We start from the raw sequence: 16,266 nt of genomic DNA, 5'->3' as shown, positions 1-16,266 counted from the left end.
TCATTCTTCCTCGATGTGGGGGTCGCGCCAGGAGCGCCACAGCAGCACGGGCAGGATGAAGGTGAACACGATCACTTCCTTGAACGCGCTGGCCCAGAAAGAGCTGAAGGCTTCGAGCACGCCGACGATCATCGCGCCGGCCAGCGCCGCCGGGTAGCTCGCCAGCCCCGCGAACACCGCCGCCACGAAGCCCTTGAGGCCGATCAGGAAGCCGCTGTCATAGAAGATCGTGGTGGTCGGCCCGATCAACAGCCCGGACAGCGCCCCGATGAAGGCCGCCATCGTGAACGACAACCGCCCGGCACCGTTGCTCGAGATGCCCATGAGCCGCGCCCCGAGCCGGTTGACCGCGGTGGCGCGCAGGGCCTTGCCCGCCAGGCTGCGCTCGAAGAACAGCCACAGCCCGACGATCAGTGCGGCGGTGGCCGCGAAGATGATGAGGGTCTGGCCGCTCAGGCTCAGCGCGCCGAGCGAGAAGCGCTCGTCCCAGAAGCCCGGGTTGCGGAAGCCCTCGGCACCGAAGAACAGCAGCCCCAGGCCGGTGAGCGCGAAGTGCACGCCGACCGAGACGATCAGCAGCACCAGCACGCTCGCGTCGGCCAGGCTCTGGTAAGCCAGGCGGTAGATCAGCGACCCGAACGGCGTCACCAGGGCCAGCGTCAGCAGCGCCTGCACCAGCAGCGACGGGCGCTGCGGGGCCAGCCACAGCGTCAACAGCGACACGGCCACCGGCCAGGCAAGCGTGCGCAGCGCCTGCAAGGCGATGCGCCGCATGCCCTGCCTGCCGCGCACCCCGTCCACCGCGTCGAGCACGGCAACCACCACGGCCATCGCCAGCAGGAACCACACCGTGCCCGGCACCTGGCCGAGCTGCATCATGCCCACCGTCAGCGCCGCGAACGCGACATACTCGCCCTGCGGGATGTAGATCACCCGCGTGACCGCGAACACCAGCACCGTGGCCATGGCCAGCAGCGCATAGATCGCTCCGTTGGTCACGCCATCCAGCAACAGGATGCTCGCGATCGAAAAGTCCATGTTCGTTTTCATCCTTGCGGGCCCGCCCAAGGCGGCACCCCGACACGACCGACGAGCCGGGCGGGGCGCCCGGCTTCGTGCGGCCGGCCGCACCGGGACGCCCGCCCCGACGCGCGGCGGGCGTGCCCGGCGCCGCGCCTGACCGGCCTGCGGTCAGGCGCCGGCGACCGGCCGGCTGCGCCCGGTCACTGCTCCACCTTCCAGTCGCCGTTGACCACCTTCATGACCACGGCACTGTCGTTGGTGAAGCCCCAGTGGTCGTCCGGCTTGAAGTGCAGCACCCCTTGCGACGCGGCGACCGGGCCGACCGACTCGATCGCGTCGCGCAGCGCGGCGCGGAACTCCTTGGTGCCCGGCTTGGCCTTCTTCAACGCCTCCGGCACGGCGCGCTCCAGGATCAGCAGCGCGTCGTAGGTGTGGGCGCCGAACTGGTTGCGCGAGCCGGCGCCGTAGAGCTTCTCGTAGCCCTGCACGTACTTCAGCGCTTCCTTCTTCGACGGGTGGCTCTCGGGCAGCTGCTCGGCCACGGTGGCGGGGCCGGAGACGACGAAAGCGCCCTCGACGTCCTTGCCGCCCACGCGCACCAGGTCACGAGAGGCGGCGGCGTGGGTCTGGTAGATCTTGCCCTTGTAGCCGCGCTCGACCACCGCGCGGTGCGGCATCGCCGCGCCGGAACCCGAGGCCACGATCAGCATGGCGTCCGGATTGGCCGAGACCAGCTTCAGGGCCTGGCCGGTGACGCTGGTGTCGGTGCGCTGGAAGCGCTCCACCGCCACCAGCTTGATGCCGGCCGGCTCGGCCTTGGCGGTGAAGTCCTTCAGCCAGGTCTCGCCATAGGCGTCGGTGTAGCCGAGGAAACCCACGGTCTTGACGCCCTGCTTCTTCATGTGCTCGACCATGGCGTGGGCCATCACGGCCGACGAGTGCGCCATGCGGAACGACCAGGTGTCCTTGCCGGGCGGCAGCGGGATCGGCGACATCGCCAGCTGCGGCGTCTGGGCCTCGGCCGCGACGTCGGCCACCGCGACCGCCACCGGCGTGGCCGCCGAGCCGATGATCAGGTCCACCTTCTCCTCGGTGACCAGCCGGCGCGCGTTCTTGACGCCGTTGGCGGGGTCGGTCGCGTCGTCCAGCACGGTCAGTTTGACCTTCTCGCCGGCGATCGTGTCGGGCCACAGCTTGAATCCGTTGTTCACCGGAATGCCCAGGCCCGAGGCCGGTCCGGTCAGCGGCAGGACGACGCCGATGTTGAGGTCGGCATGCGCAACACCAGCCGCCAGCGTGGCGAACAGGGTCACGACAAGTTGCTTGAGGGCTGGTCGCTTCATGGCTTGTCTCCGTGGTTGTCGTTGGAAAAAGAAGAAGAAACCGCTCAGCGTGGCGGCAGGCGCAATGCGCCGTCGAGCCGGATCACCTCGCCGTTGAGCGAGGGATTGGCAAGGATGTGGGCCGCCAGCTGTGCGAACTCCTGCGGCTTGCCCAGGCGTTTGGGGAACGGGATCGATGCCGCCAGCGACTGCTGCACCTCCTCGGGCAGCTGGTACAGCAGCGGCGTGAGGAACAGCCCCGGCGCGATCGTGCACACCCGCACGCCGTGCTGCGCCAGGTCGCGTGCCAGCGGCAGCGTCAGCGACACCAGCCCGCCCTTCGAAGCGGCATAGGCCTCCTGGCCGACCTGGCCGTCGAAGGCCGCCACCGAGGCGGTGCAGACGATCACGCCGCGCTCGCCGTCTTCCAGCGGCTCGGTGGCGACCATCTCGGCAGCCGCCAGGCGGATCACGTTGAAGGTGCCCACCAGATTGACGTCGATGATGCGCTTGAAGTCCTCCAGCGGCATCGGCTTGCCGTCCTTGCCGACCACCCGGCGCGCCCCGCCGATGCCCGCAACGTTCAGCAAGGCACGCAGCGGGCCATGCGCCTCCCGCGCCGCGGCCAGGGCGTTTTCCACGCTCGCGCTGTCGGTGATGTCGCACGCCAGCGCCAGTGCGCCGACCTCGGCCGCGACCTGCTGCGCCGCCTGCGCGTTCACGTCGAGCACCGCGACGCGCGCACCCAGGCGCGCCAGCTCGCGTGCGGTCTCGGCCCCCAGGCCGGAGCCGCCGCCGGTCACGACGACCGATCGTCCCTGCACGTTCATGCCAGCACCTCCGACGTACGCGGCAGCAGCACCGACGGGTTGCCGATGCCGCCCTCATAGAGCGCGTCGACGACCGCTGCCCGATGCGTCAGCACCGCACGCTGGTTGATCGATCCCTTGTCGGTGATCTCGCCGCGGTCGATCGACGGCGGCTCCTCCAGCACCCAGGCCCGGGCCACCCGGTTGGCGCTGCCGGTGCCTTCGTTCCAGAGCCGGTCCAGCAGTTCCTGGAAGAAGCCGCGCACCTCGGGATGCTGCAGCACCTGCGACACCGGCACGTCGGCCCCCATCCGGGCACGCTTGCGGCATTCGTCGACGCGCGGGAACACCAGCATGCCCACCTCGTTGCGGTTCAGGCCGGTGATCACCACGTCCTGCACCAGCGGCGCGCCCATCGCGATGATCTTCGCGCGCAACGGGCCCACGCTGACGAAGGTGCCGGTGGCCAGCTTGAAGTCCTCGGCGATGCGGCCGTCGAACATCAGCCCCTTCTGCGGGTCGGCCGGGTCGACGAACTTCACTGCATCGCCGGTGCGGTAGTAGCCCTCCTCGTCGAAAGCCTCGGCGGTGAGCTGCGGCTCGCGCCAGTAGCCCGGCATCACGTTCGGCCCGCGGAAGCGCACCTCCACCTTCCCTTCCAGCGGCACCAGCTTGACCTCCACGCCCGGGCACGGCAGGCCGATGTGGCCCGACTGGATGCCCGGACGCAGCGCGAACATGCACGACGGCGCGGTCTCGGTCATGCCCAGCCCGGTCATCATCGGGATGCGCTCGCCCACCGTCTGCTCCGCCAGGCGGTGCAGCTGGTCCCACACCGGCTGCGACAACCCCGCTCCCGAATAGAAGAAGGCCTTGACGCGCCGGAACAGGCTCTCGCGCAGCACGCGGTCCTCCTCCATCGCCGCGGCGATCTCCTCGAAGCCCTTGGGCACGTTGAAGTAGATCGTCGGCGAGATCTCGCGCAGGTTGCGCAGCGTCTCGTGGATGCCCGCCGGGGTCGGCCGGCCGTCGTCGATGTAGAGCGTGCCGCCGTTGTAGAGCGTGATGCCCACGTTGTGGTTGCCGCCGAAGGTGTGGTTCCAGGGCAGCCAGTCCACCAGCACCGGCGGCTCGTCGGTCAGGAAGGCCAGGCTCTGCGCCAGCATCTGCAGGTTGGCGCACATCATCCGGTGCGTGTTGATCACCCCCTTGGGCGTCTTGGTCGAGCCCGAGGTGAACAGGAACTTGACGATGGTGTCCGGCCCGACCTGCTCGTGCGCCGCCTGCACCGCCGCGCCGGGCGGGGTCGCGAGCAGCGCCTCGAACGGCGTCGTGCGGCGGCCGGGCACCTCGCCCTCGGTCAGCACCACCTCGACGTCCGGCGCCACGCAGGCCTCGATCGCGCGGGCATAGGCGTCGCCGCGCGACGCGAACACCAGACCGGGGGTGAGCTTCCCGATGATGTGGCGCAGCTTGCCGAAGTCCTGCGAGATCAGCGAGTACGCCGGCGAGATCGGCGCGAACGGCACGCCGGCCCACATCGCCCCGAACGCCAGGGTCAGGTGCTCCAGGTCGTTCTCGGACAGGATCACCACCGGCCGCTCGGGCGACAGGCCGCGTTCGAGCAGCGCCTGGCCGACCGCCTGCGCGCGCTGCAGCATCTCGCGGTAGCTGATGTGCACCCAGTCGCCGCCCTTGTGGCGTCGTGCGGCAAAGGTGCGGTCCGGGGCGACCCGGGCCCAGTGTTCCAGCCGGTCGGTGAGCCGCCGCGGGTACTCGCCCAGCGGCTCGGTGGAGCGCAGTTCGAAGATGCCTCCCGGACGCTCGGTGACCACGGCTTCCAGGCAGCCGCCGATACGCGCGGCTCGATAGATCGGTGCGGTGCTCATGACTGCTGCGACTTGGTGACCTTGCCTGCCTTGCCCTCGAGGAACGCGCGCATGCGCTCCTTCGCCGCCGGATCCCCCTGGGCAATGGCAGCCATCAACGATTCGACGAACAGGCCTTCCGGCTGCGACATTTCGGCGATGCGGGGCAACGCGTGCAGCACCGCGTAGTTGGACAGCGGCGCGTTGCCCGCGATGCGGTGCGCCAGCTCCATGGCCTTGGCCACGCCCTGGCCGCCCCCCACGCGGTACTGCGACAGGCCGGTCTGCTGGCCTTCGTCGGCATCGAGCACCCGCCCGGTCAGCATCATGTCCATCATGCGGGCCACGCCGATCAGCCGCGGCACCCGGGCGGAGCCGCCGCCGCCCACGAACAGGCCGCGCTGGCCCTCGGGCAGGGCGTAGTAGGTGCTGTCCTCGGCGACGCGGATGTGGGCCGAGCTGGCCAGCTCCAGCCCGCCGCCGACCACCGCGCCGTGCAGCACCGCGATCACCGGCACGCGGCCGAACTGGATCTGGTCGAAGGCCGCATGCCACATGCGCGAATGCACGATGCCCTCGGCGACGCTGCGGTCGGACAGCTCGGACAGGTCCAGCCCCGCGCAGAAGTGCTCCCCGGCGCCGCTCAGCACCACGGCGCAGATCTCCTGCGGCAGGTTCACGAAGCAGGTGTGCAGCTGCGCGATCAGGTCGTCGTTGATCGCGTTGCGCTTGGCGGGCCGGTTCAGCCGGACATGGGCCACCGGGCCGTCGACCTGGATCTGCAGCAGGTCGAACCGGTGAGGAAAGTCGGAGATTGAGCTCATGGATGCTTGGAGTCGGCGCGAATCGTTATTGATATTAAGTAAATGCCGATTCCAGGGACCTGGGACTAACCCGCAGCAGGCTTGCACGATCCTCCGTGGTGAGTCAGGTAAAACCCTGACTTCATGGGTCAAACCGGGGTCCCGCCCAGGGGATGCGGTGACACGATATCCGTTAAATGATTTAATCAATGCAGATCGCAACGACCGGCCATCCCGGAGCCGCCCATGAAGCTCGAGAACCTGATCGCCATCGACATGCACACGCACGCGGAGGTGTCGTGCTGGAACCCGTTCGACAACTACGGGGAGGAGTTCGACCGGGCCGCGGACAAGTACTTCAAGTCCAACCGGCGCCCCACGATCGAGGAGACGGTGCAGTACTACCGCGAACGCCGCATCGGCCTGGTGATGTTCACGGTCGACGCCGAGGCACAGATCGGCCGCCGCCGCATCCCCAACGAGGAGATCGCCGAAGCCGCGCAGAAGAACAGCGACATGATGATGGCCTTCGCCAGCATCGACCCGCACAAGGGCAAGATGGGGGCACGCGAGGCGCGCCGCCTGATCACCGAGTACGGCGTCAAGGGCTTCAAGTTCCACCCCACGGTGCAGGGCTTCTACCCCTATGACCGGATGGCCTGGCCCATCTACGAGGTGATCGCCGAACACCGGATGCCGGCCATCTTCCACAGTGGCCACTCGGGCATCGGCTCGGGCATGCGCTGCGGCGGCGGGCTGCGCCTGGAGTACTCCAATCCGATGCACCTGGACGACGTGGCGATCGCCTTCCCCGACATGCAGATCGTCATCGCGCACCCGTCCTGGCCCTGGCAGGACGAGGCGCTGTCCGTGGCCATGCACAAGCCCAACGTCTGGATCGACCTGTCCGGCTGGAGCCCGAAGTACTTCCCGCCGCAGCTGGTGCAGTACGCCAACACGCTGCTCAAGGACCGCGTGCTGTTCGGCTCGGACTTCCCGCTCATCACGCCGGACCGCTGGATGAAGGACTTCCAGGAAGCCGGCTTCCGGCCCGAGGTGCATCCGCTGATCCTGAAGGACAACGCGGCGCGCCTGCTGGGCCTGCAGCCGGCGGCCGGCTGAAGCCTGCCGGCCTGCACCCCGCCACATGACGAGAAGAGGAGACAAGCCGATGTTCCCGAAGAACGCCTGGTACGTGGCCTGCACGCCCGACGAGATCGACGGCAAGCCGCTGGGACGCACCATCTGCAACGAACCGATCGTCTTCTTCCGCGGCCCGGAGGGCCAGGTCGTCGCGCTGGAGGACTTCTGCCCGCACCGGGGCGCGCCGCTGTCGCTCGGCCGCGTGGTCGACGGCAAGCTGGTGTGCGGCTACCACGGCCTGCAGATGGGCTGCGACGGCCGCACGGTGGCCATGCCCAACCAGCGCGTACGCGGCTTCCCGCCGGTGCGCAGCTACCCGGCCGTCGAGCGCTACGGCTTCATCTGGGTCTGGCCCGGCGACCCGGCGCAGGCCGACCCGGCCAGGATCCACCACCTGCACTGGGCCGGCCACCCCGAGTGGGCCTACGGCGGCGGGCTCTACCACATCCGCTGCGACTACCGGCTCATGATCGACAACCTGATGGACCTCACGCACGAGACCTACGTGCACGCCGACAGCATCGGCCAGAAGGAGATCGACGAGACCACGCCGACCACCCACGTCGAGGGCGACGAGGTCGTCACCAGCCGCTTCATGAACAACATCAGCGCCCCGCCCTTCTGGCGCATGGCGCTGCGCGGCGCAGGCCTGCCCGAGGACCAGCCGGTGGACCGCTGGCAGATCTGCCGCTTCAGCCCGCCCAGCCACGTGATGATCGAGGTCGGCGTCGCGCTGGCCGGCCGCGGCGGCTACCACGCCGACAACAAGGACAAGGTCTACAGCATCGTGGTGGACTTCCTCACCCCCGAGACCGAGAACACGATGTGGTACTTCTGGGGCATGGCGCGCCACTTCAAGCCCGACGATCCGGAGCTCACCGAAGCCATCCGCAAGGGCCAGGGCAAGATCTTCAGCGAAGACCTCGAGATGCTGGAGCGCCAGCAGCGCAACCTCGAGCACTGGCCCGACCGCCAGCTGCTCGCGCTCAACATCGACGCCGGCGGCGTGCAGTCGCGCCGCGTGATCGAGCGCCTGATCGCCGCCGAACGCGCCGGCGCGACGGCCGGGGCCGCTGCATGAGCGAGGCCACGCCCACCCTGCAGGTGCGGGTGGCGGCCCGGACGGTCGAGGCGCAGGACATCTGCAGCTTCGAGCTGGTCGCGGCCGACGGCGGCACGCTGCCCGCGTTCACGGCCGGCGCGCATGTCGAGGTCGAGATCGCCCCCGGCCTGGTGCGGCCCTACTCGCTGTGCAACGACCCGGCCGAGCGCCACCGCTACCTGATCGCCGTGCGGCGCGAGCCGGCCTCGCGCGGCGGCTCGCAGGCCCTGCACGAGCGCGTGCAGGTCGGCGACCGCCTCACGGTCAGCGCCCCGCGGAACCGCTTTCCGCTGGCCGCGGACGGCGGTCCCAGCCTGCTGCTGGCCGGCGGCATCGGCATCACGCCGCTGCTCGCGATGGCCGAGCAGCTGGCGCGCGACGGCCAGCCCTTCGAGCTGCACTACTGCGCCCGCTCGCCCGCGCACGCGGCGTTTGCCGCACGCATCGCCGCCTCGCGCTTTGCCGGGCAGGTGCGCTTCCACTACAGCAGCGGCCCCGGGGCGCAGCGGCTGGACCTTGGCGCCCTGCTCGCCCGCGTGCCGACCGACACGCACCTCTACGTCTGCGGGCCGCTGCGCCTGATCGACGAAGCCCTGGCGCTCGCCCGCGCGCGCGGCTGGGATGCGTCCCGGCTGCACCACGAGTACTTCAGCGCCGAAGTCGCGCCTTCGGCCGGCGACGGCGCGTTCGAGGTGGAACTCGCCCGCACCGGCCGCGTGATCGCGGTGCCCGGCGACCAGACCGTCACGCAGGCGCTGAGCGCGGCCGGCATCTTCGTGCCCACCTCCTGCGAACAGGGCGTGTGCGGCACCTGCCTCACGCGCGTGCTCGACGGCATCCCCGACCACCGCGACCTCTACCTCACCCCCGAGGAACAGGCGGCGAACGACCAGTTCACGCCCTGCTGCTCGCGCGCGAAGACGCCGCGGCTGGTGCTGGACCTGTAGCGCGCCGCAGCGGGCACCAGCGGACCGCCTGCACGCCGGACATGGGGAAAGGCTGGGCTGGCACCCGTCATGCAGGAGCGCCGTTTACAAAATGACGCAAAATCCGCGCGATGCAGTTTGGTCCTCCCCTCGCCCGGCTGGCGACGTCCGCCCTGCTGGCCCTTCCCCTCGCCGCCTTGCTCCAAGGCTGCCAGCCGGCCGAAGATGAAGCCATGCGCCGCCAGGCCGCGTGCCACTCCGCCGAGATGGACGACGCGCTGTTCAAGTACACCTACGCGGCGGTCTCGATGGCCAAGCAGGGCCAGCTCACGCGGGAGAAGCAGGGCTGGTACCTCGACCACCGCACCCGGCGCCTGCCCGAACACATCCGCGACGACTGGGCGCGCGCCACGGCGGCAACGCTGGCGCAGCTGCAACTGTTCCGCGGCGACGGTTCCTGGGACGACACGCTCAAGGTCGTTGCGCACACGAAGCAGCTGTACCTGGGCGCCTGAGGCCCTGAGACCACGAATCGGTCCTGCCGCCCTCGACACGAACATCCCGCGCCAGTGCCGCGGGCACCCATCCACCGCAGCCATTGGGCCCCGCGAGGCCGCGGCGCCGAGGACAAAAGAAAAGGCCCTCGCAAGGAGGGCCTTCGTTATCTGGGGTGGCTGATGGGACTCGAACCCACGACAACCAGAATCACAATCTGGGACTCTACCAACTGAGCTACAGCCACCGAAGAGTCAGAGATTATAGCGTGCTTGCCTCAAGTTGTGCCAGCGTCGTGAAAGCTTGCGCGATCACTGCACCGAAGCGCCGTCGCCGCGGTAGCTGATCTCGACCTTGTAGCGCTTCTTCAGCATCTCGTAGTAGGCGTCGGCCTCCACGGCCGACCAGGCCTGGCGGTACTCGTCGTCGAGCTTGCGGCCGCCGGGCAGCTCGGCGCGACCGGCCAGCTTGTTGACCTTCACGACCGCGTAGCCCTGCTCGCCCAGGTCCACGCCCACCCAGGCGGGCAGCTGTTCGGGATCGGCCTTCAGCGCGGCGTCGATCACCTGGCGCGGCAGCTGCTGCGGCTGCACGCGCGAGACGGTGACGGGCGAGCGCAACTGGGCGCTGTCCGGCGCGGCCTTCCAGGCGGCCAGCTGGCCCTCGCCGTCCTGGCGCGCCGCGGCAGCGGCCTGCTGGGCGATCACGCGCTCGCGCACGCGGTCCTTCACCTCCTCGAAGGGCAGCGTGCGCGCCGGCACGTGCTCGAGCACGCGCGCAGCCGCCAGCTGGTTCGGGCCGATCTCGACGGCCTTGGTGTTGCGCTTGCTGCGCACGGCCTCTTCGTCGAACACGGCTTCCAGGAAGCGCGGGTTGGCCAGCGGGCCCTGGGCGTCGACGCCGGGCTCGCGGGTGAGGTTCTGCGCGGTGCGCACCTCGAGCTTGAGCTTCTCGGCCACCGGCGCAAGGCTGTCGTCCTGCTCGTAGACCAGGTTGCTGAATTGCTCGGCCGCCTCGGCGTACTCCTGCTGGGCCAGCTGCTTGCGCACGTCCTCCTCGATCTGCGCGCGCACCGCCTCGAAGGGCTTCTTGTCGCCGCCGCGCACTTCGTGCAGGCGGATGATGTGGTAGCCGAAGTCGGTCTCGACCACGTCGCTGATCTCGCCCGGCTTCATCGCGAACACGGTGTCGGCGAACGGCTTGACCATCGCGCTGCGGCCGAAGAAGCCCAGGTCGCCGCCGTTGCCCTTGGAGCCGGGATCGTCGGAGTGCTGCTTCGCAACCTCGGCGAAGCGCGCCGGGTTCTGCTTCACCTCGGCCAGCAGCTGTTCGGCCTTGGCCTTGGCGGCCTGGCGCTTCTCGGCCGGATCACTGGCCGCGGACTGCACCAGGATGTGGCTGGCGTGGCGTTCTTCCGGCGTCGCGTAGAGCGACTCGTTCTGCGTGTAGTACTCGCGCAGCTTGTCTTCCGGCACGCTGATGCCGCGCTTGACGGTTTCCAGGTCGAGCACGGCGTATTCGATGCTGACCTGCTCAGGCTGCTGGAACAGCGTCGCGTTCGCCGGGTTGTCGTAATACGCCTTCAGCTCTTCCTCGCTCGGGTCGATGCGGCCGGTGTACTCCTTGGCATCGAAGAGCGCGACCTGGATTTCGCGCTGCTGCAGGAAGGCATCCAGCGCGGCATCGGTCACGCCCTGGCCTGCGACGGTGCTCTGCGAGACGCCCTGCATCACCTGGCGCAGCGAGTATTCGCGGCGCAGGCTTTCGGTGAACATGGCCGGCGTCATGCCGCGCATGGCCAGCAGGTCGCGGTTGAGCGTGCCGTCGGCGTTGCGCAGGAAGGCCAGCTGCGGATCGGTCTGGAACAGGCGCTGCAGGCGCACGTCGTCGGTGACCAGGTGCATGTCGGCCATCGCTTCGGCCATCACGCGCTGGCGCACCAGGGCCTCCAGCGTCTCGCGCTTCATCTCCGGCGTGTCGAGCAGCTTGATGTCCAGGCCCGGCATCTGCTGGCGGATGCGCTCGATCTGTTCGCGATGCGCGGCATCCAGCTCGGCGGCACTGATGGGCTTGCCGGCCACCCGGGCCACTTCGTTGGCCCCTTCGCGGAACTGGGTGTAGCCCTGCACGCCGAAGAAGACGAACGAAGGAATGATCAGCAACAGCAACACGAAGAACAGGACGCGCGTGTTGTTGCGAACGAAATCGAACATGAAGAAACCTCGACCTCTGACTCGATGACCGCCCGGCAACCGGATACGCCCGCGCCTGTAAGGCTGCTGTCAGAAAAGCAGAAAAGGCGAACCGCGGTTCGCCTTGTTCACCTTGCAGTCGCGAGTGACGGGCTGCCTGGAATGTCGGGGCCCGGCTGGCCTGGCCGGATCGCCCCCGGGCGTGACGAGCGGCTAGTTTAGCCGACCTCGATGCCCGCTTTCGGTGCAGCGCCCGCAAAAACAAAAGGCCCGGAATCGCTCCAAGCCCGCTGCATCGCCGATGTCTGTCTCGTGGTGGGTGCTGACGGGATCGAACCGCCGACCTACGCCTTGTAAGGGCGCCGCTCTACCAGCTGAGCTAAGCACCCGAAACAGAACGATGCCGGGAGGGATGCGCTCCCTCCCGGCATCCGCAATCATACGTCGCTCAGTTGACCGCGTCCTTGAGCGCCTTGCCCGGACGGAACTTCGGCACCTTGGCCGCCTTGATCTTGATGACTGCGCCGGTGCGGGGGTTGCGGCCCGTGCGGGAGGCACGCTTGCTGACGGCAAAGGTTCCAAAGCCGACCAGGGAAACCGTGCCGCCCTTCTTCAGCGTGGTGCGCACGCCGCTGATCATGGCTTCGAGCGCGCGACTGGCAGCAGCCTTGGAAATGTCGGCCTGCTTGGCGATGTGCTCGATCAGTTCTGTCTTGTTCACGAAATACCCCCTCTCAAAGGTGTCTCACGGATGGATTCTGTGCGAGGTCGCGGTGCAAGAGCGCGTCGGGAAGGTCCGCAGGCAGCGCCGTCACTGCGCGACCAATTACAGCCATCGCCCTACGCAGTGTCAAGCGCGGGATTCTATGCGTATTTCACGCAGGCCCAGGGTGGTGCATGCGTGCGCGACACGGGCTCCCCCATCGGAGGGAAGGCGCGGCAGGACCGAGGGGCGAGGCCTGCCGCACCGCAGCACGATCAGGCCAGTGCCGCCTCGATCGCGCGCCCCAGGTCGCTGGTGCTCGCCTTGCCGCCCAGGTCGGGCGTGCGCGGCCCGTCGTTGGCCGGGTCGAGCACCGTCTCGATGGCCGCAAGGATCGCATCGTGCGCCTGCCGATGGCCGAGGAAGTCGAGCATCAGCGCGCCGGACCAGATCTGGCCGATCGGGTTCGCGATGTGCCGCCCGGCGATGTCCGGCGCCGAGCCGTGCACCGGCTCGAACAGCGACGGGAAGCGGCGATCCGGGTTGAGGTTGGCCGACGGCGCGATGCCGATGGTGCCGGTGCACGCCGGGCCCAGGTCGCTCAGGATGTCACCGAACAGGTTGCTCGCCACCACCACGTCGAAGTGCTCCGGCCGCTGCACGAAGTGCGCCGTGAGGATGTCGATGTGGAACTTGTCGACGCGGACCTCGGGATACGACTTCGCCATCGCCTCGACGCGCTCGTCCCAGTACGGCATCGTGATCGAGATGCCGTTGGACTTGGTGGCCGAGGTCAGGTGCTTCTTCGGGCGCGACTGCGCCAGGTCGAACGCGAACTTCAGCACACGGTCCACGCCGGTGCGGGTCATCACGGTTTCCTGGATCACCACCTCGCGGTCGGTGCCCTCGAACATGCGCCCCCCGATGCTCGAGTACTCGCCTTCGGTGTTCTCGCGCACGATCACCATGTCGATCTCGCCGGGCTGGCGCGCGCTGCCGTCGCGCCGCACCAGCGGCGAGCGGATGCCGGGCATCAGGCGCGCCGGGCGCAGGTTGACGTACTGGTCGAACTCGCGGCGGAAGCGCAGCAGCGAGCCCCACAGCGAGACGTGGTCGGGGATCTTCTCGGGCCAGCCGACCGCGCCGAAGTAGATCGCGTCATGCCCGCCGATCTGCTCCTTCCAGTCGTCCGGCAGCATCTTGCCGTGGCGCTCGTAGTAGTCCCAGCTGGAAAATTCGAACTCGTCGAAGTGCAGCGGGATGCCGAAGCGCCGTGCGGCCGCGTCGAGCACCCGCAGCCCCTCGGGCATCACTTCCTTGCCGATGCCGTCACCGGCGATCACCGCGATGCGCAGCTTGCTGCCTGCCTGGGTCATTCCGTCACTCCTGGAAAAAAGTCCTGCATCTCTTCGAGCAGCGCCTGCGGCAGCTCCTCGGCAATGTAATGGCCGCAGTCGAGCGCGCGGCCGTCGACTTCGCGCGCGCGTTCGCGCCACAGCGCCAGCACGTCGAAGTTCGCCCCCACCACGCCGCGCGCGCCCCACAGCACGCGCAGCGGCTGCTCCACGCGCCGGCCGGCGGCCATGTCGGCCCGGTCGTGCTCGAGGTCGATGGTGGCCGAGGCACGGTAGTCCTCGCAGATCGAGGCGATGGTGCCGGGCAGCGCGATGCAGCGCTCGTACTCGCGCATCGCCAGCGGGTCGAAGGCGGCCAGTCCCGCGTAGCGGCGGCCCAGCACGCTGCGCAGGTAGAACACCGGGTCGTGCCCGAGCAGGCGCTCGGGCAGCGGTGCCGGCTGGATCAGGAAGAACCAGTGCCAGTAGGCGCGCGCGAAGGCATCGCTGGTGTGCTCGTACATCGCCAGCGTCGGTGCGATGTCGAGCAGCATCAGGCGGCTGACGCGCTGCGGGCGGTCCACCGCGAGCCGGTGCGCGACGCGCGCGCCGCGGTCGTGCGCGCACACCGCGTAGCGCGCGTGGCCGAGCACCTGCATCGCGTCGTCGACGGCTTCGGCCATGTGCCGCTTGCTGTGGTTGAGGTGCTGCTCGTCCGGTGCGGGCCGCCAGGAGTCGCCGTAGCCAGGCAGGTCCATCGCGATCACCGTGTGGCGCTGCGCCAGCGCCCCGGCCACACGGTGCCACATCACGTGGGTCTGGGGATGGCCGTGCAGCAGGAGCAGCGCCGGCCCGCGGCCGCCGATGCGCGCGTACACATGGGCGCCGGGGCGGCCGGGCAGTTCGATGGTGCGGGATTCGAAGCCTGCGAACATGCGCGGGATTCTGCGCCCGGGGCGCAGCGCCCACAAGCAACAATCAGGCAATCGATTCCTTCCCGGCAGGAAACACCGGGAAACCATCCCCGGGCCGGCTCGCCCCGCTCGTTCAAGCGTCGCCCTGGCCTGCCGGGGCGAGGCCCAGGTGCCGCAGCTTGTCCGGATTGCGCACCACGTAGATCGCGTGGACACGTCCGTCGCGGATGTCCAGGCTCAGGCACTGCGGCAATCCGTCGGGCTCCACGGTCACGAGACCGGGCAACCCGTTGACCCAGGCCAGGCGCTGCACGCGCGCCGGCGCGATGAGCCCCTTGCGTGCCAGGCCGGCGTAGAAGCGCGCGACCTTCTGCCAGCCGCTCACCAGGCGCAAGGCGGCGGCGCGCCGCCCGCCGCCGTCCGAATACAGCACCACGTTCTCGGCCAGCAGGTCGCGCAGCGCCGCCACGTCGCCCTCGCGGGCCGCCCGGTTGAACGCGGACACGATGGCCGCCCCCTCCTCCACCGAGACCGGGAAGCGCGGTCGCTCGTGCCGCAGGTTGGCGCGGGCGCGCACGGCCAGCTGCCGGCAGGCGGCGGGACTGCGCTCGAGCAGCTGGGCAATCTCCGGGAAATCCATCTCGAAGATGTCGTGCAGCAGGAACACCGCGCGCTCCAGCGGCGACAGGCGCTCGAGCGCGAGCATCAGCGCGGTCGACAGATCCTCGGCCGGCGTGGTGTCCACGCCCGTGTCCCAGTCGACCACCAGCGGCTCCGGGAGCCAGGGGCCGACGTACTCCTCGCGCTGCACGCGGGCCGACTTGAGGTGGTCCAGGCACAGGTGGGTCACCGTGCGCGCGAGGAAGGCGCGCGGATTCAGCACGCGGGCGCGATCGGCCGCCTCCCAGCGCAGGTAGGCCTCCTGCACCACGTCCTCGGCTTCGGCGACGGAGCCGAGCATGCGGTAGGCCAGCCGGAACAGCAGCCCCCGGTGGGCCAGGAAGCTCTCGGCCGCGCCTGCGGAGGGCTGCAACGCCGTGGTCGTCACGTCAGGCGGCCTCCTTTCCCACCGGGTGCACCTTGCGCAAGGCGATGCCCAGCCGGTTCCAGGCGTTGATCGTCGCGATCAGGAATGTCAGCGCCGCGGCTTCCTTCTCGTCGAAATGCTGTCGCATGGCCTCGTAGTCTGCATCCGGTGCGCCGGTTTCGGCCACCCGCGTGACGGCCTCGGTCCAGGCCAGCGCGGCGCGCTCGCGCTCGGTGTAGAGCGGCGACTCGCGCCAGGCGCTCAGCAGGTAGAGACGTTCCTCGCTTTCGCCGTCCCGGCGCGCTTCGCGGGTGTGCATGTGGACGCAGAAGGCGCAGCCGTTGATCTGCGAGGCGCGGGTCTTGACCAGGTGACGCAGCGCCGGCTCCAGTCCGGCGGCGGCCACGCGTTCCTCCAGGGCCACCATGGCTTGCATCAGTTCGGGAACGACACGCAGGGCATCGATGCGTTGTTGCATGGCTTGCTTCTCCTTGACGGTTGGGGATGACACCCACAAGACGAAGCAGCCGCGACCAGTGTGACATCGGCGCCTGCCCGCACCACCGCATGGGACTTGCGCGCCGACCTTGCCGTCAAGTCAATAA

Annotated in this window: 15 protein-coding genes and 2 tRNA genes; 4 read left to right on the top strand and 13 right to left on the bottom strand. The window is 69.2% G+C overall.

The genetic code is table 11. From position 1 onward, the window contains the following. From IS481_RS07655 to IS481_RS07635, 5 genes are all read right to left on the bottom strand, one after another. Window positions 1-1,038: a branched-chain amino acid ABC transporter permease gene (locus IS481_RS07655; protein WP_104356481.1), complete on the bottom strand. Its 1,038-nt coding sequence runs from the start codon at window positions 1,036-1,038 to the stop codon at window positions 1-3. Between the two features lie 185 nt (window positions 1,039-1,223). Then, complete coding sequence (locus tag IS481_RS07650; RefSeq protein WP_104356480.1) at window positions 1,224-2,366, bottom strand: ABC transporter substrate-binding protein; 1,143 nt, start codon at window positions 2,364-2,366, stop codon at window positions 1,224-1,226. 44 nt (window positions 2,367-2,410) lie between these two features. After that, the gene (locus IS481_RS07645) at window positions 2,411-3,175 is read right to left on the bottom strand and encodes an SDR family NAD(P)-dependent oxidoreductase (RefSeq protein ID WP_104356479.1); all 765 of its coding nucleotides are present in this window, start codon (window positions 3,173-3,175) and stop codon (window positions 2,411-2,413) included. Next, a complete protein-coding gene (locus IS481_RS07640; RefSeq protein WP_104356478.1) occupies window positions 3,172-5,043 on the bottom strand; it encodes a feruloyl-CoA synthase in 1,872 nt (623 codons plus the stop codon). Before IS481_RS07640 ends, IS481_RS07645 begins: the two co-directional genes overlap by 4 nt. Next, window positions 5,040-5,846: a crotonase/enoyl-CoA hydratase family protein gene (locus IS481_RS07635; protein WP_104356477.1), complete on the bottom strand. Its 807-nt coding sequence runs from the start codon at window positions 5,844-5,846 to the stop codon at window positions 5,040-5,042. Before IS481_RS07635 ends, IS481_RS07640 begins: the two co-directional genes overlap by 4 nt. A gap of 225 nt (window positions 5,847-6,071) precedes the next feature. Between IS481_RS07635 and IS481_RS07630 the strand changes: the two genes are divergently transcribed. The 4 genes from IS481_RS07630 to IS481_RS07615 all read left to right on the top strand — a co-directional run bounded on the left by IS481_RS07630 (window position 6,072) and on the right by IS481_RS07615 (window position 9,511). Then, on the top strand, window positions 6,072-6,947 hold the full coding sequence (locus IS481_RS07630; RefSeq protein ID WP_104356476.1) for an amidohydrolase family protein: 876 nt from the start codon (window positions 6,072-6,074) through the stop codon (window positions 6,945-6,947). A gap of 49 nt (window positions 6,948-6,996) precedes the next feature. Further along, window positions 6,997-8,049: an aromatic ring-hydroxylating dioxygenase subunit alpha gene (locus IS481_RS07625; RefSeq protein WP_104356475.1), complete on the top strand. Its 1,053-nt coding sequence runs from the start codon at window positions 6,997-6,999 to the stop codon at window positions 8,047-8,049. Then, entirely contained in the window at window positions 8,046-9,017 is a 972-nt protein-coding gene (locus tag IS481_RS07620; RefSeq protein WP_104356474.1) for a PDR/VanB family oxidoreductase, read from the top strand. The genes IS481_RS07625 and IS481_RS07620 overlap by 4 nt, the downstream gene beginning before the upstream one ends. 212 nt (window positions 9,018-9,229) lie before the next feature. Then, window positions 9,230-9,511 carry a hypothetical protein gene (locus tag IS481_RS07615; RefSeq protein ID WP_104356473.1) on the top strand — a complete coding sequence of 94 codons (282 nt, stop codon included), beginning with the start codon at window positions 9,230-9,232 and terminating at the stop codon, window positions 9,509-9,511. A gap of 151 nt (window positions 9,512-9,662) precedes the next feature. Here IS481_RS07615 and IS481_RS07610 read toward each other — a convergent pair. From IS481_RS07610 to IS481_RS07575, 8 genes are all read right to left on the bottom strand, one after another. Continuing rightward, window positions 9,663-9,738: transfer RNA gene (locus tag IS481_RS07610), tRNA-His, on the bottom strand. A gap of 64 nt (window positions 9,739-9,802) precedes the next feature. After that, on the bottom strand, window positions 9,803-11,704 hold the full coding sequence (locus IS481_RS07605; RefSeq protein ID WP_104356472.1) for a peptidylprolyl isomerase: 1,902 nt from the start codon (window positions 11,702-11,704) through the stop codon (window positions 9,803-9,805). Between the two features lie 292 nt (window positions 11,705-11,996). Continuing rightward, window positions 11,997-12,072, bottom strand: a tRNA-Val gene (locus IS481_RS07600). Between the two features lie 59 nt (window positions 12,073-12,131). Then, window positions 12,132-12,404, bottom strand: coding sequence for an HU family DNA-binding protein (locus tag IS481_RS07595; RefSeq protein ID WP_104356471.1), 273 nt, complete (start codon window positions 12,402-12,404; stop codon window positions 12,132-12,134). 257 nt (window positions 12,405-12,661) lie between these two features. Next, complete coding sequence (locus IS481_RS07590) at window positions 12,662-13,762, bottom strand: tartrate dehydrogenase (protein WP_104356470.1); 1,101 nt, start codon at window positions 13,760-13,762, stop codon at window positions 12,662-12,664. Further along, window positions 13,759-14,655, bottom strand: coding sequence for an alpha/beta fold hydrolase (locus IS481_RS07585; RefSeq protein ID WP_104356469.1), 897 nt, complete (start codon window positions 14,653-14,655; stop codon window positions 13,759-13,761). The genes IS481_RS07590 and IS481_RS07585 overlap by 4 nt, the downstream gene beginning before the upstream one ends. 112 nt (window positions 14,656-14,767) lie before the next feature. After that, complete coding sequence (locus tag IS481_RS07580) at window positions 14,768-15,667, bottom strand: sigma-70 family RNA polymerase sigma factor (RefSeq protein ID WP_104356631.1); 900 nt, start codon at window positions 15,665-15,667, stop codon at window positions 14,768-14,770. Between the two features lie 16 nt (window positions 15,668-15,683). Continuing rightward, window positions 15,684-16,139, bottom strand: coding sequence for a carboxymuconolactone decarboxylase family protein (locus tag IS481_RS07575; RefSeq protein ID WP_104356468.1), 456 nt, complete (start codon window positions 16,137-16,139; stop codon window positions 15,684-15,686). Window positions 16,140-16,266 lie beyond the last annotated feature (127 nt).

Source organism: Caldimonas thermodepolymerans (assembly GCF_015476235.1).
GTDB lineage: Bacteria > Pseudomonadota > Gammaproteobacteria > Burkholderiales > Burkholderiaceae_C > Caldimonas > Caldimonas thermodepolymerans.
This window is presented reverse-complemented; position numbering and strand designations above follow the sequence as displayed.

Coding starts and splice junctions, on each gene's coding strand:
- IS481_RS07650 (WP_104356480.1), bottom strand. CDS start 2,366: ATGAAGCGACCAGCCCTCAAGCAACTTGTCGTGACCCTGTTCGCCACG.
- IS481_RS07590 (WP_104356470.1), bottom strand. CDS start 13,762: ATGACCCAGGCAGGCAGCAAGCTGCGCATCGCGGTGATCGCCGGTGAC.
- IS481_RS07585 (WP_104356469.1), bottom strand. CDS start 14,655: ATGTTCGCAGGCTTCGAATCCCGCACCATCGAACTGCCCGGCCGCCCC.
- IS481_RS07575 (WP_104356468.1), bottom strand. CDS start 16,139: ATGCAACAACGCATCGATGCCCTGCGTGTCGTTCCCGAACTGATGCAA.
- IS481_RS07645 (WP_104356479.1), bottom strand. CDS start 3,175: ATGAACGTGCAGGGACGATCGGTCGTCGTGACCGGCGGCGGCTCCGGC.
- IS481_RS07635 (WP_104356477.1), bottom strand. CDS start 5,846: ATGAGCTCAATCTCCGACTTTCCTCACCGGTTCGACCTGCTGCAGATC.
- IS481_RS07620 (WP_104356474.1), top strand. CDS start 8,046: ATGAGCGAGGCCACGCCCACCCTGCAGGTGCGGGTGGCGGCCCGGACG.
- IS481_RS07640 (WP_104356478.1), bottom strand. CDS start 5,043: ATGAGCACCGCACCGATCTATCGAGCCGCGCGTATCGGCGGCTGCCTG.
- IS481_RS07625 (WP_104356475.1), top strand. CDS start 6,997: ATGTTCCCGAAGAACGCCTGGTACGTGGCCTGCACGCCCGACGAGATC.
- IS481_RS07630 (WP_104356476.1), top strand. CDS start 6,072: ATGAAGCTCGAGAACCTGATCGCCATCGACATGCACACGCACGCGGAG.
- IS481_RS07655 (WP_104356481.1), bottom strand. CDS start 1,038: ATGGACTTTTCGATCGCGAGCATCCTGTTGCTGGATGGCGTGACCAAC.
- IS481_RS07615 (WP_104356473.1), top strand. CDS start 9,230: ATGCGCCGCCAGGCCGCGTGCCACTCCGCCGAGATGGACGACGCGCTG.
- IS481_RS07605 (WP_104356472.1), bottom strand. CDS start 11,704: ATGTTCGATTTCGTTCGCAACAACACGCGCGTCCTGTTCTTCGTGTTG.